Origin of the sequence: Massilia sp. CT11-137 (assembly GCF_047302885.1) — a bacterium.
In the GTDB taxonomy this organism is placed as follows: domain Bacteria; phylum Pseudomonadota; class Gammaproteobacteria; order Burkholderiales; family Burkholderiaceae_D; genus Telluria; species Telluria orientalis.
Genome location: NZ_JBKYMP010000002.1, coordinates 2,504,204 through 2,516,447 on the forward strand (window position 1 = coordinate 2,504,204; position 12,244 = coordinate 2,516,447).

A 12,244-nucleotide genomic window follows, 5' to 3' on the forward strand; every position below is an offset into this window, starting at 1 on the left:
ACGGACGGTGTTCGGCGACGGCGGTGTATCAGTTTTAAATCGCTGGCATGACGAAATCTGTATCAGTTTTCAATCGCCGTTGACATATAACCAGGATCAGACGCCGCAATGGCATACCAACGGCAGGCTTTCAGGCTATAAGTCAAAGGAATTTAATGGCAACGGGTTCAATCAACTTGTTCTTGACGACACGACTAATCAAAATAGGGTCCAGCTCTACACTACGAGTGCTCATGCGCAGCTAAACCTCGGTTATCTAATCACGCAACAGGGCAATGAGCGGACCCGTTTTTTCGGAACCGGATTTGCGTTGAGTACCGATGAATTTGGCGCAATTGTCACGAACAAGGGACTATATATCAGTGCCTATGGGCGTCCAGGAGCGCAAGGTACGCAGCTCGACGCAACGGAAGCCTCTAGCCAACTGAAAGCGGGCGCATCGCTAGTTAAGGACCTTTCTGAAACTGCATCCAAAGCTGGAGCCGAGGCCCTCGCCGGTCAGGAGGTACTCGGACAGTTTATCGATGCGACACAGGACCGCTATGAAGGTCCAGGACAGAGGGATGCTAAGCGCTTCAAAGAACCCATCATATTGGTCGCGTCGCCGTCCGGCATCGGGCTGACGAGCGCAAAAGGCGCGCATGTCAATGCAAGCGATCAGGTAACGCTGTCTTCCGGAAAGGACACCAATATCGCGGCCGGAAAAAGCTTGCTTGTCAGCGTCGCTGAAAAGATCAGTCTGTTTGCTTCGAATGCTGGAATCAAACTCTTCTCGGGGAAGGGGAAAGTCGAGGTGCAAGCGCAAGCTAATGACCTCGACCTTATCGCGGAAAAAGTGGTGCGCTTGCTTTCGACAACTTCCCGTATCGAAATTCACGCAAAAGAGGAAGTGGTCATCTCGGCAGGCGGCTCTTTTATAAAAATCAACGCCTCGGGCATTACCAACGGCACGTCTGGCAGGTGGATTTCACAAGCGTCAGCACACAGCTTCGAACGACCGACCACGAATTCGTACGTCATGCCGCATTTGCTCAAGGCCGATCCGCAAAAGACGGATCTTGAGTTTCGTCATGTAACCAACTGGGGGCTGCCACTAGCCGGGGCTGTCTACAAGGCGACGTTAAGCGATGGCAGCGTTCGCAAAGGAACACTCGACGCCCAAGGCATTGCCCGGATCAGCGACGTGTCAGCGGGTACCACTGCAAAGATCGAGTATGACTACAAGCCATTGCAGGTGAGGGCAAATGTAGCGTCGGAATTACACGAAGATATCCATCAATTGCTGAATTGGACTCCAGGCAGCAAAGTCCGTGAAGGTGATGCATGAGCCAAAGTCCTTCGTCAACCGATCAACATACCATACTCGCGGATGCGTGGGGACATGTCGTTGGCGGAATGGAATGGCTCCAGTCTGTGCTCTTCGGAGAGTTCGCCGACCATCGACCGCTGTCCGCCGTGGTTGCCGACATGCTGGTCAGCTTTATTCCAGGTGTGGTTATTGTCACGAGCGCGCGCGACGCCGTAGCCGTGGTCTTGCGTCTGGCCATCCACCCGGAGAAGCGCGACGAACTTATGGAGTGGGCACTCCTGTGCGCATGCCTGATCGTCATTGCCCTGCCAATCGCGATGGCTGCTGGCAGTGCCGTCGCGCTCGGGGTAGGTGCCATCGTCGGTGGAATCGCCGGCTCGGAGCTCGGCGCCGCGCTACGCGCAGTCATGCTTTTGCTGATCAAAGAGACGTCTAAACTCGCAGAACTCTTGCACTTCCTGCAAAAATTCATGGAGGGCGACATCCTGAAGTTTTTGCGCGCAATTCGGTTCGCGAAATACGAAAAGGCCCTGATTCAGGCCGTAAGCAAAATTATCGGGAAACTCATAGAGGTTGTAAGGACGCTACGTGTTCATCTGGAGACTCTGCCGTCCTTCGAAACAGTCAAGGCCACTATTGCCAAATTGGCAGAGTGGGAGGAGAAGTTCTATAGTGTCCAGCGTGACGCGCTCAGGCAAGTGCCAAAGGCATTGGCAGAGCTCGATAGAAGGCTCGCGAATGTGCTGGCGCAGAGCACGCCGAAAGAAGTGCATACGACGGTTGCCGGTGTGCGGACAGAAAACACCGTTGCGGCACCGCCGATGAAACAGCGAGTTAGAGATACCTCGGGAAAGGTGTTGGAGAAGGGAGACGCGACAATACCCGAACCCAATAGTGAAGCAACGTCTCATGCCAGTGTTAAGCGTATAGCCAAGACAGAGCCAGACTCGAGCGCTCCACTCAAAAACAATCCTGAGCCAATTAAATCCCCTGATGAATCGCCAAATACTAAGAAGCAGGCGGTGGCCGATGCTGCCATCGCCGCAGAACGTGAGCGAATTACGCAGTTGTCGAAGGAAGGCAAAATTGATGAGGCACGTGCAATTCTGCAGCCTCATGTTGAAGCGGCAAAGAATGCAAAGACAGTGCCAGAGAAGGAAGCTGCAATGAAGACTATAATTGCAAGGTTGGACGTAACGTCCGATAAGGAGAAAATGTTTTGGTCCGGCAATAAGAATTTGGCGGGAAAAATAGCGACTGAAAAAGGAAAAATTATCCTCGAGCAAACTCCAGGTGGCAAAGTGATTGATGGTTGGGAGGACTTGAATAAAACATTTTCATGGGATGCAAAGGACATGGGGCCCCATGGTTGGAATTTGTGGGGTGACGTGTCTACTGAGTATGCCAAACATGCAACCGGGGATATCGAGATCATCCAAGATATTGAGAAGTTCCCGGCTGGTGGTCCCACTTGGAGGACAAGGGAGTGGACGACGATAGTAGATGAGGGTAAGGTTACATCGATGAAGATTTATGGGATGGACAAGTTGGGCAATATCCTTAAGAGCACGACAATGGAGCCAGATGGTGCTATTGCTAAAAATTTATTTGGGGAGGGGCGATGACGCTGGCGTTCGAAAAATTTATGAGGCAATATGAATCGACAGGGCCGGAAAAAGCCGACGGCTATAGTCAGGATGTATTCTTGGGCCTGGATGAGAATGAGAAAAAAAAGGCATTTGAACTGTTGGTAACGGAGCTCCCGTGGGGGATCGAGTGGTTGTTTTTTCTTGAGCCCCAAAAAGCGCTAGCAGTTGCGAAGGATAGAGAAGCCAAATTGCGGGGGAAGCCTTATGCTGATACTTATATGTTGCAACAGCAAATCGTAAAATATTCTGGAGATTTGCGTTACCAACAGCATATGATTGATGATTATCCTGGATACTCGGAAAATGTCAGGCCGCTTGTGGTGGACGCTATACATAGCACGCCACAAAACGAAAATACAATGGCTTTTTTTAAAAGCGTTATTCTGACAGAAGTCAGCGGGAGTGCGGTCGCCAGGGCAAGTCGGCACTTGTTGGACGCGTTAAGAGTCCCTCAAGTGACCCCAGCTGAGAAGGAGAATTACAGGGCGCTGGTGGCTGAATTGCGTAGCGACGACACTCAAAGGAAGTTGAGGACTATTGCTAAACTCGAGAGAAAGTATGTGACTTAGCAACTGACGGTAAATCACTGACTCGAAAATGCGAATTCTGACGGATAGTGATGGTAGCCGTCGAAATCGGATTTCCCGACCGGCACGCCGGCCTGGCGCGCGATCGCATAGACCATCGAGTAATGAAAGAAGAAGTTGGGCACCGCATACATCTGGTAATACTCCGTCGCGGGCAACGATAGCTCGGCGAAGCCCGCAGTCGTATCGACCGTCAAGCCATCCATCCCGTCGAATGCCGCATCCGGGATCGCCGCCAGGTACGCCATCGTCCTTTCGAGCTCGCCGAAGACGCTGGGAAATGTCAACGCGTCGGCGCGGAACGAGACGATCTCGCGTCCCGCCAGCGGACAGGTGGCGCGCAAGGTGAACCCGATCGCGACCCGGGCCTGCTGCAGCAGCGGGAACATGTCCGGGTGCAGGCGGCGGTCCGCAACGGTCCCGTCGAACGCCTCGACCTGCTTCAGGAGGGCGTCCAGTCGTCCCAGGTAATGCAGGAAAAGCCGGGCCGGCGTGACCGTCATACGACCGCCTCCCGCACGCGCCGGAGATCGTCGCGCGGCGGCCGTCCGAACATGCGGCTGTACTCGCGCGTAAACTGCGACGGGCTTTCGTAGCCGACCTGGTACGCGACGGCCGCCACGTCGCAGCTGGCGGCCGCGAGGCGGGCGCGCGCCTCGTGCAGGCGGATCTGCTTCTGGTATTGCAGGGGGCTCAGCGACGTGAAGTCCTTGAAGTGGCGGAACAGCGACGACGCGCTCATGCCGCTCACCGCCTCCAGCTGCTGCGTCGAGACGGGTTCCGCGTAATGCTGCTGCAGCCAGCGGATCGCGCGGCCGATGCGGGAGGCGCGGCTGTCGGCCAGTCCCACCTCGCGCAGCATCGGGCCGTGCGGGCCGGACAGCAGGCGCCACAGGATCTCCTTTTCCAGCAGCGGCCGCAGGATGCGCGCGTCGTCCGGGTGGTCGAGCAGGGTGACCAGGCGCCCGACGGCATCCAGCAGCTGGCTGGACGCCGCATGCACGGCCATGGGCGCGGCGGCCGGCGGCGCCTCGGCTTCCGCTTCGACGATCAGGCCCGCGATCTCGGCCGGGCGCAGCGTGAGCGCGACGCCGAGATACGGTTCGGCCTCGCTGGCATGGGTCACCTGGCCCGTCGACGGCATCGTCAGCGACACGATCACGCAGTCGCCGGGACCATACTCGTAGGTGCGCCCGCCGATCGTCGAGCGCTTGCGGCCCTGCAGGATCAGCGCGAACATCGGCTCTTCGATGCCGCTCATCGGCATGGTCGGCGCCGTGACCGAACGCACCCGCAGCCCGGGCACGATGCAGTCCGGGCCCGTGCCGGCATGGCGCATGGCGAGGTGGCGAAGGTCGTGGAGAGTCATCATGATGTCGTTCGTTCGTAAAGGACGCGCATGTCATTACGGGACACTGATCGTAACATGATCGACGCTACCATGACACATATGCATATCTACGGCTGGCCGGCCGGGACACCGCCGGCGAGGCGGCGCCACCACGGCCGCCGCGCGGGACGCTCGTACGCCTGGCCGGCGGGCACCGTGAGCGCGACGACCGTCCCGCGTTCGGCGCCCGGTCCGATGTCGAGCCGCGCGCCGATCGCCGCCGCGCGCTCGCGCATGCCCGCGAGGCCCCAGTGGCCGGGCCGGGCGGCCTCGCGGATGCCGCGGCCGTCGTCGCGCACCCGCAGTTCGAACGCCTGCTCGCCGTAGGCCACCTCCAGCACGACCTCGCTCGCCCGCGCGTGCCGGAACGCGTTCTGCAGCGCTTCGCGGGCGATGAAGCACGTTTCCTGGGCCACGTCGCGGCACAGCGCGCGCCGCTGGCCCTCCACGCGCACGTCGAAGCGCACGCCGAACTGCTCGCCGAGGATGTGGCCCAGCGGGACGACGGCGCCGACGAGGTCCTCGGCCGGCGCCGCCGCGCCGCGCAGCGCCGTCAGCTCGTCGCGGCCTTCGCGCAGCGCGTTGCGCGCCTGTTCGAGCGTGCGGTCGATCAGCGGGCGGTCGGGGCAGTCCTGCGGCAGCCGGTCGCGCGCGTGCTCGAACAGCATCAACAGGGCCTGCACGGATTGCATCAGCGTGTCGTGCAAGGTGCGCGCGATGCGTTCGCGTTCGCCCGCGCGCTCCTGCAGCAGGCGGCGCAGCTGCAGCGTCACCCGGCGCAGGCGCAAACGGTACAGCAGCCATGCCGCCAGCGCGAGGAGGGCGGCGCACAGCGCCTTGAACGGCGCGCCCTGCACGAACGTGGGCGCGATCGTGACGTCGAGCGCGGCCCCCGTCGGGTTCCACACGCCGTCCTCGTTGGCGGCGCTGACGGCGAAGCGGTAGCGGCCAGGCCCCAGGCGCGTGTAATAGGCCGTGCGGCGCGGGCCGGCGTCGCGCCAGTCGTCGTCGACGCCTTCCAGTTTGTAGCGGAAGCGGACCCGCTCCGGCATCGTGAAGCTGGGGGCCGTGTAGGCGATCTGCAGGTCCCGCGTGCCGGCCGGCAGGATCAAGCCGCCCGTTGCATCGAGCGTGCGCCCGCCGGCGGTCACGCTCGTGATGTGCACGGGCGGCGCCAGCCGGTTGCGGGGCAGGCGGGCCGGGTCGATCCAGGCGGCGCCGTCGGTGCCGTACAGCCACAGGCGGCCGTCGGGCGTCTCCATCAGGCTCGGTTGCCCCGAGCGGAACTGCGCGATGCCTGGATAGCCGTCGGTCGCGTCGAACAGGTCGTAGGCGGCGATGGTGCCGGCCGGCGCCTTCAGGAACGCGCGCCACTGCGCGGCCGGGATGCGCACGAGGCCGCGGCTGCCGTTCAGCCACAGGTCGCCGTCGGCGCGCAGCAGCATGCCGGTGATGCCGGCCAGGGCCTGCGGGTCGGCCAGCCGTACCGGGACGAAGCGGCCGCGGGACAGCATCGACAGACCCTTGTCGCCGGCCGCGAGCACGACGCCGCCCGCGTCGGCCACGCTGCCGATCACGCCGACGTCGAGCCCGTCCGCGGCACCGTAGCGCCGCGCCTTCCCGTCGCGCAGGGCCCATACCGTGCTGTCGCGGTAGCCGAACCACAACGTGCCGTCGGCGCCGCGCGCCATGCTGATCGCCTGTGTGTCCGGCAGGCCGGCCTCGTGCGCGGGATGCCAGCGGCCGCCTGCCCAGCGGTACGTGCGGTTGTAGGAAAAGCCGGCCCACAGTCCGGATCCATCGTCCAGCATCGTGCGCACGCCGGCGTCCATCGCTTCCAGGGGGACGTCGCGCGGGAGCGGGATGCGCGTGACGGCGCCGGCCTTGCGCCGTTCGATGACGCCGGGCCGTGCCACCAGCAGGGCGCCGTCCGCGGCCGTGGCGAGCGCCCGCACGTCCCGCTCGGGCTGTTCGGCGAGGCCGGCCGCGTCGTACGTCCACAGCCGCAACCGGCGGATGCTCTCCGCGCCGGTCCACACGCGGCCCGCGTCGTCGAGCGCCATCGTCACGTTCGAGTAGCCGGGCGGCAGGTCGAGCGACACGACCCGGTTGCGCCGGAACCGCTCGACGCCGCCGCGCGTGCCGAGCCAGATATTCCCTTCGCGATCCTCGAACATGACCATCGGTGCGCCGGTGACGAGGCCCGACGGCGCGCGCTCGCGGGGATCGATGCGCTGGCGCCACGTGTCGACGCGCGCCTGCGCCGCCGGACCCAGGCGGCACAGGCCGTCGCAGCCGGCATGCCACAGGTTGCCGTCGCGGTCGAAGATGGCGTCGAACGAGTACGACGTCATCCACCAGTCGCGTGGCCGCGGCGGCGTGGCGAGGCGCTCCGGCAGGCGCGTCATGCGGTCCAGGTACCACAGCCACAGGCGCCCGTCGCGGTCGGCGATGACGTTGAAGTGCTGGCCCGCGAGGCCCGTGGCGACGAACCGGTCGACGCCGGGATCGCGGTAGTACAGGGCGTTCTCGGTGTTCACCCACAGCCGGCCGGACGGGTCGCGGCGCACGCCTTCGGACGTGCCCGCGAGGCCCCAGTCCGCGCCGATCTTGCGCCAGCGCGCGCCTTCGAGCATGAACAGGCCCTTGCCGGTCGCGGCCCAGGTGCGCCCACGCTCGTCCGCCACGACGGAATACACGATGGAGGGCTCGAGGCCGTCCGCCTCGGCATAATGGCGCAGGCGGCCGCCGCGATACACCGACAGGCCGTTGAAGCGGTACCCGATCCACAGCGACCCGTCGGGAAACGCGCGCACCGTCGCGATCACGTTGGACAGCAGCGGCACGCCGCCGAGCGACCGGATGTGCTCGAAGCGCACGCCGTCGAAGCGGTACAGGCCGGACGGCGTGGCGAACCACATGAAGCCGTCCCGGTCCTGTGTCATCTCCCACACGTCGCCCGGCATGCCGTCCTTGCTCGTCCACGCGTCGTGGTGCAGCTGGGCGATGGACAGCGTGGGGTCGAGCGCGTGCGCGCTGCCGGACAAGAGCGCGAGGAGGAAGACGATGGCGGAACGGAACATTGACCGGATTGTAAAGCACGCCGTGCCTGCGCGCCTATACGAACGGATACTGGCAATGCGGGAGGGGCGGGACTACCATGGCCTGGCCGGTGCACCACCGACCATCTTTTCATCCCTCCCAGAGGATCATCCCATGAGCAATCCAAAACTCGAAGTGCTGACGCCGCAGAACAGCCAGATCATCTTCATCGATCACCAGCCGCAGATGGCTTTCGGCGTCCAGTCCATCGACCGCCAGGTCCTGAAGAACAACACCGTCGGCCTCGCCAAGGCCGCCCGCACGTTCAACATCCCGACGACGATCACCACCGTCGAGACGCAAGGCTTCTCGGGCTACACCTACCCGGAACTGCTGGACGTGTTCCCGAACCAGCCCATCCTCGAGCGCACCTCGATGAACTCGTGGGACGACCAGAAAGTGCGCGACGCGCTGGCCGCCAACGGCCGCAAGAAGGTCGTCGTCGCCGGCCTGTGGACGGAAGTCTGCAACACCACCTTCGCCCTGTGCGCGATGCTGGAAGGCGGCTACGAGATCTACATGGTCGCGGACGCCTCGGGCGGCACGACCAGGGAAGCCCACGACTACGCCATGCAGCGCATGATCCAGGCCGGCGTCGTGCCGGTGACCTGGCAGCAGGTGCTGCTCGAGTGGCAGCGCGACTGGGCACACAAGGACACCTATGACGCCGTGACCGGCATCGCCAAGGAGCATTCGGGCGCGTACGGCATGGGCATCGACTACGCGTACACGATGGTGCACAAGGCACCGCAACGCGGCACCACCAGCCACGAAACGCTGGCGCCGGTACCGGCACGCTGATTTTTCGCGCGCGCCGGCCATCCCGGTGCGCGCGTCCGCGGCTCTGGCGCCTATCCGCGCCGGGGCCGCTCCCGCCATTCATCCACAGGGGGGTGCATGAAGTTCTACCTGGTTTCCTTGGCAGTCGGCCTGCTGGTCGGCTGCATCTACGCATTGCTGGGGGTCCGTTCCCCCGCGCCGCCGGCGATCGCGCTGATCGGGCTGTTCGGCATGCTCGTGGGCGAGCAGGCCGTGCCCATCGCCAAGCGCCTGATCTCGGGCGAGCCCGTCACCGTGTCCTGGTTCCGCAGCGAGTGCGTGAGCCGCATCAGCGGCGTGACGCCGCCGCCCGCACCGGCGGACAACAAGGCCGGCCATGATCGCGCAGCCTGACGGCAGCCAGACGGTGCTCGTGGTGGACGACGACGACACCGTCCGCGCCGGCATGCTCGGCCTGCTGCGCGCGGCCGGCTACGCGGCCCAGGGCTATCCGAGCGCCGCCGCCGCGCTGGACGCCTGCGACCCCGTGCGCGCCCACTGCGCCGTGCTCGACATCCACATCGGCGAGCCGGACGGCTTCGCGCTGCGCGAAAGCCTGCGCGCGCTGGCCCCGAGCCTGCCCGTCATCTTCATCACGGGCGACGACGATCCCGCGCTCGTGCGCCGCGCGAGCGTGGTCGGCGCGCTGACGCTGCTGCTCAAGCCGGTCGACGCCGACTGCCTGCTGGCGCTGATCGATTCGATCCCGATGCCGCCGGACGCCGTCCGGTGATGACCGCCCCTCCGCGCAACCCGGTGTTTTCGGCTATGCTTGCGTCTGCGACGGACGAGGAGGCAGGCATGGGCGAGCGGCTGGTGATCGTGGTGGACGACGATGCGAACGTGCGTTCCGGCCTCGAACACCTGCTCGAGGCGGAGGGGTACGACGTGCGCGCGTTCGCCGACGCCGCCGACTTCCTCGTGCAGCCGGCGCCGCCCGTGCCGGCCTGCCTGATCCTCGACATGCAGATGCCGCAGCTGGACGGCATGAGCGTGCTGCAGCACATGGCCGAGCGCCACCTGGCGCTGCCCGTCATCTTCCTCACCGGCCATGGCACCATCCCGCTGTCCGTGGCGGCGATGAAGGCCGGTGCCAACGAATTCCTCACGAAGCCCGTCGATCCGGACGCGCTGCTGGCCGCCGTCGGCGAGGCGCTGGCCAGCGATGCGAGCCGCATCGCGCAGCGCCGCGAAGCGGACGAGCTGGCGCGCCGCCACGCCCAGCTCACGCCGCGCGAGCGCGAGGTGTTCGGCCTCGCGATCGGCGGATTGTTGAACAAGCAGATCGCCGACGAGATGGGCATCAGCGAGATCATGGCCAAGGTCCACAAGCGCAACCTGATGCAGAAGATGCAGACGCGCACCCTGGCCGAACTGGTGCGCATGGCGGAGAAGCTCGGCATCGCGAGCGTGCGCAGCCGCTGATCCGCAGCGGGCGCGTGGGCACAGGGTGCCCACCCTACGGCCTGAAATTGAATCGTAGGCGCGTGGGCACAGGGTGCCCACCCTACGGCTACGGCCTGAAATTGAATCGTAGGCGCGTGGGCACCCCGTGCCCACCATGCACAGCCGCCCGCTTAACCCTTGATGAAGGCGAGGATGTCGGCGTTGATGACGTCCGCATGCGTCGTCGGCATCCCGTGCGGGAATCCTTTGTAGGTCTTCAGCGTACCCTTCTGCAGGAGCTTGGCGGACAGCACGCCGGAGTCGGCGTACGGCACGATCTGGTCGTCGTCGCCGTGCTGGACCAGCACCGGCAGCGTGATCTTCTTGAGGTCTGCCGTGAAGTCGGTCTGCGAGAACGCGACGACGCCGTCGTAATGGGCCTTGGCGCCGCCCATCATGCCCTGGCGCCACCAGTTCTGGATGATGCCTTCCTGCGGCTTCACGCCCGGACGGTTGAAGCCGTAGAACGGGCCGGACGGCAGGTCGCGGTAGAACTGCGCGCGGTTCGTCGCGACCTGCTGCTGGATGCCGTCGAAGACGTCTTTCGGCAGGCCGCCCGGGTTCGTCGCCGTCTTGACCATGATCGGCGGCACGGCCGCGATCAGCACGGCTTTCGACGCGCGCGACTGGCCGTGGCGGGCCAGGTAGCGCACGACTTCGCCGCCGCCGGTCGAGTGGCCGACGTGGATCGCGCCCTTCAGGTCCAGGTGCTCGACGACGGCCGCCAGGTCGTCGGCGTAGTGGTCCATGTCATGGCCCGCGCCGACCTGCGTGGAGCGGCCGTGGCCGCGGCGGTCGTGCGCGACGACGCGGAAGCCGCGCTCGACGAAATACATCATCTGGGAATCCCAGTCGTCGGAACTCAGCGGCCAGCCGTGCGAGAACACGATCGGCGTGCCGCTGCCCCAGTCCTTGTAGAAGATGTCGACGCCATCCTTCGTGCGCACGTAGCTCGACGTCATGCGGGCGGCGCCGCCTTTCGATTCCGTGGCGGCTTGCGCCGAACCGGCGGCAGCCATCATGGCCAGGGGCAGCGCGGCGGCGCCGCCCAGCATGCTCCGGCGCCTGGCGTTCATATCGTTCATATCGTTCATATCGTTTTCCCTTTCGTTTGGTGTTGTTGCGATGAACCGATGTTCGGCTGCTACGATGCCCGATGCGAGCGGCAAAAAACACGCGCCGGAATGTAGGGTGGGCACGCCATGCCCACGCGTGACGTACGCGTATCGTTGACGCTACACCGCCGCCGGTGCCGCTTCCAGCGCCGGCCAGTCCAGCAGCACGAGCCACGCGAGCAGCGCGAGTGCGGGCACAAAGCACCAGAATCCGAACGCCATCCACGCCATGCCGCCTGAGATGCAGCCGAGCGCGAACGCGAGCACGGGCCAGAAGAACTTCACGAAGCGCGCCTTGACGGCCGGCGTGGCGCGGCCCGTGGCCAGGTCGGTCATGTCGATCAGGAGCTCCGTTACGTTGCCGGTCATGACCGTCGTGGGTGCGATGCGGCCCAGCTGCAGCTTGCCGACGGCGTTCTGCACGCCCATTGCCGCGGTGCCCAGCATGCCGGTCACGAGGACCAGCGGCGCTTCCGGACCGGCCAGCGGCGACGCCGCGAGGCCCGCGATCGTGAACAGTGCGAGCAGCACGAACTGCATGCCCAGCAGCGGGCGGGCCGGATTGTGGCCGAGCCGAGCGCAGCGCACGTCCATCAGGCGCGCCACGACGACGCCGGCCGCGAACGCGGGAATCGCAAGGAATTTCAACGGCAGCACGCCGGCGTGCGACGGCCGTGCGAGCTCGCTGCCGATGAGGACGAAGTTGCCCGTCACGTGCGCCGTGAACAGGCCGAACAGGCCGACGAACGCGGACGTGTCGATGTAGCCGGCCAGCAGGCCGAGGCCGACGCCGAGCGTCAGGTCACTGGGTTTCATGGACATGGTCT

Annotated in this window: 12 protein-coding genes; 7 read left to right on the forward strand and 5 right to left on the reverse strand. The window is 64.6% G+C overall.

The window, feature by feature from the left end:
- Positions 1–7: 7 nt before the first annotated feature.
- From ACEN98_RS27840 to ACEN98_RS27850, 3 genes are read left to right on the forward strand one after another with little or no spacing between them, the layout of a single operon-like run.
- Positions 8–1,327: a DUF2345 domain-containing protein gene (locus tag ACEN98_RS27840; protein ID WP_413388128.1), complete on the forward strand. Its 1,320-nt coding sequence runs from the start codon at positions 8–10 to the stop codon at positions 1,325–1,327.
- Positions 1,324–2,934, forward strand: coding sequence for a hypothetical protein (locus ACEN98_RS27845; protein WP_413388129.1), 1,611 nt, complete (start codon positions 1,324–1,326; stop codon positions 2,932–2,934). Before ACEN98_RS27840 ends, ACEN98_RS27845 begins: the two co-directional genes overlap by 4 nt.
- The gene (locus ACEN98_RS27850; protein ID WP_413388130.1) at positions 2,931–3,527 is read left to right on the forward strand and encodes a hypothetical protein; all 597 of its coding nucleotides are present in this window, start codon (positions 2,931–2,933) and stop codon (positions 3,525–3,527) included. The genes ACEN98_RS27845 and ACEN98_RS27850 overlap by 4 nt, the downstream gene beginning before the upstream one ends.
- A 14-nt stretch (positions 3,528–3,541) precedes the next feature.
- Here ACEN98_RS27850 and ACEN98_RS27855 read toward each other — a convergent pair whose 3' ends face one another.
- The 3 genes from ACEN98_RS27855 to ACEN98_RS27865 all read right to left on the reverse strand — a co-directional run bounded on the left by ACEN98_RS27855 (position 3,542) and on the right by ACEN98_RS27865 (position 8,018).
- On the reverse strand, positions 3,542–4,048 hold the full coding sequence (locus tag ACEN98_RS27855; RefSeq protein WP_413388131.1) for a DUF1993 domain-containing protein: 507 nt from the start codon (positions 4,046–4,048) through the stop codon (positions 3,542–3,544).
- Positions 4,045–4,917 (reverse strand): AraC family transcriptional regulator N-terminal domain-containing protein, encoded by an 873-nt coding sequence (locus tag ACEN98_RS27860; protein ID WP_413388132.1) that lies wholly within the window; start codon positions 4,915–4,917, stop codon positions 4,045–4,047. The genes ACEN98_RS27855 and ACEN98_RS27860 overlap by 4 nt, the downstream gene beginning before the upstream one ends.
- A gap of 86 nt (positions 4,918–5,003) precedes the next feature.
- Positions 5,004–8,018, reverse strand: a complete 3,015-nt coding sequence (locus tag ACEN98_RS27865) for a triple tyrosine motif-containing protein (RefSeq protein ID WP_413388133.1) — start codon at positions 8,016–8,018, stop codon at positions 5,004–5,006.
- 133 nt (positions 8,019–8,151) lie between these two features.
- Between ACEN98_RS27865 and ACEN98_RS27870 the strand changes: the two genes are divergently transcribed.
- The 4 genes from ACEN98_RS27870 (at position 8,152) to ACEN98_RS27885 (ending at position 10,281) form a co-directional block, all read left to right on the forward strand.
- Entirely contained in the window at positions 8,152–8,838 is a 687-nt protein-coding gene (locus ACEN98_RS27870; protein WP_371760293.1) for a hydrolase, read from the forward strand.
- A gap of 96 nt (positions 8,839–8,934) precedes the next feature.
- A complete protein-coding gene (locus ACEN98_RS27875; protein WP_413388134.1) occupies positions 8,935–9,210 on the forward strand; it encodes a XapX domain-containing protein in 276 nt (91 codons plus the stop codon).
- Positions 9,194–9,589: a response regulator gene (locus tag ACEN98_RS27880; RefSeq protein WP_413388135.1), complete on the forward strand. Its 396-nt coding sequence runs from the start codon at positions 9,194–9,196 to the stop codon at positions 9,587–9,589. Before ACEN98_RS27875 ends, ACEN98_RS27880 begins: the two co-directional genes overlap by 17 nt.
- 68 nt (positions 9,590–9,657) lie before the next feature.
- On the forward strand, positions 9,658–10,281 hold the full coding sequence (locus ACEN98_RS27885) for a response regulator transcription factor (RefSeq protein ID WP_413388136.1): 624 nt from the start codon (positions 9,658–9,660) through the stop codon (positions 10,279–10,281).
- A 152-nt stretch (positions 10,282–10,433) separates the two neighbouring features.
- Here ACEN98_RS27885 and ACEN98_RS27890 read toward each other — a convergent pair whose 3' ends face one another.
- Both ACEN98_RS27890 and ACEN98_RS27895 read right to left on the reverse strand, forming a co-directional pair.
- Positions 10,434–11,264, reverse strand: coding sequence for an alpha/beta fold hydrolase (locus tag ACEN98_RS27890; RefSeq protein ID WP_413389103.1), 831 nt, complete (start codon positions 11,262–11,264; stop codon positions 10,434–10,436).
- Between the two features lie 273 nt (positions 11,265–11,537).
- The gene (locus ACEN98_RS27895; RefSeq protein WP_413388137.1) at positions 11,538–12,233 is read right to left on the reverse strand and encodes a YoaK family protein; all 696 of its coding nucleotides are present in this window, start codon (positions 12,231–12,233) and stop codon (positions 11,538–11,540) included.
- Positions 12,234–12,244 lie beyond the last annotated feature (11 nt).

Bases quoted from the DNA above. Each gene is read 5' to 3' on its own strand.
- ACEN98_RS27845 (WP_413388129.1), top strand. From the start codon at position 1,324: ATGAGCCAAAGTCCTTCGTCAACCGATCAACATACCATACTCGCGGAT.
- ACEN98_RS27850 (WP_413388130.1), top strand. From the start codon at position 2,931: ATGACGCTGGCGTTCGAAAAATTTATGAGGCAATATGAATCGACAGGG.
- ACEN98_RS27855 (WP_413388131.1), bottom strand. From the start codon at position 4,048: ATGACGGTCACGCCGGCCCGGCTTTTCCTGCATTACCTGGGACGACTG.
- ACEN98_RS27860 (WP_413388132.1), bottom strand. From the start codon at position 4,917: ATGATGACTCTCCACGACCTTCGCCACCTCGCCATGCGCCATGCCGGC.
- ACEN98_RS27865 (WP_413388133.1), bottom strand. From the start codon at position 8,018: ATGTTCCGTTCCGCCATCGTCTTCCTCCTCGCGCTCTTGTCCGGCAGC.
- ACEN98_RS27870 (WP_371760293.1), top strand. From the start codon at position 8,152: ATGAGCAATCCAAAACTCGAAGTGCTGACGCCGCAGAACAGCCAGATC.
- ACEN98_RS27875 (WP_413388134.1), top strand. From the start codon at position 8,935: ATGAAGTTCTACCTGGTTTCCTTGGCAGTCGGCCTGCTGGTCGGCTGC.
- ACEN98_RS27880 (WP_413388135.1), top strand. From the start codon at position 9,194: ATGATCGCGCAGCCTGACGGCAGCCAGACGGTGCTCGTGGTGGACGAC.
- ACEN98_RS27885 (WP_413388136.1), top strand. From the start codon at position 9,658: ATGGGCGAGCGGCTGGTGATCGTGGTGGACGACGATGCGAACGTGCGT.
- ACEN98_RS27890 (WP_413389103.1), bottom strand. From the start codon at position 11,264: ATGACGTCGAGCTACGTGCGCACGAAGGATGGCGTCGACATCTTCTAC.
- ACEN98_RS27895 (WP_413388137.1), bottom strand. From the start codon at position 12,233: ATGAAACCCAGTGACCTGACGCTCGGCGTCGGCCTCGGCCTGCTGGCC.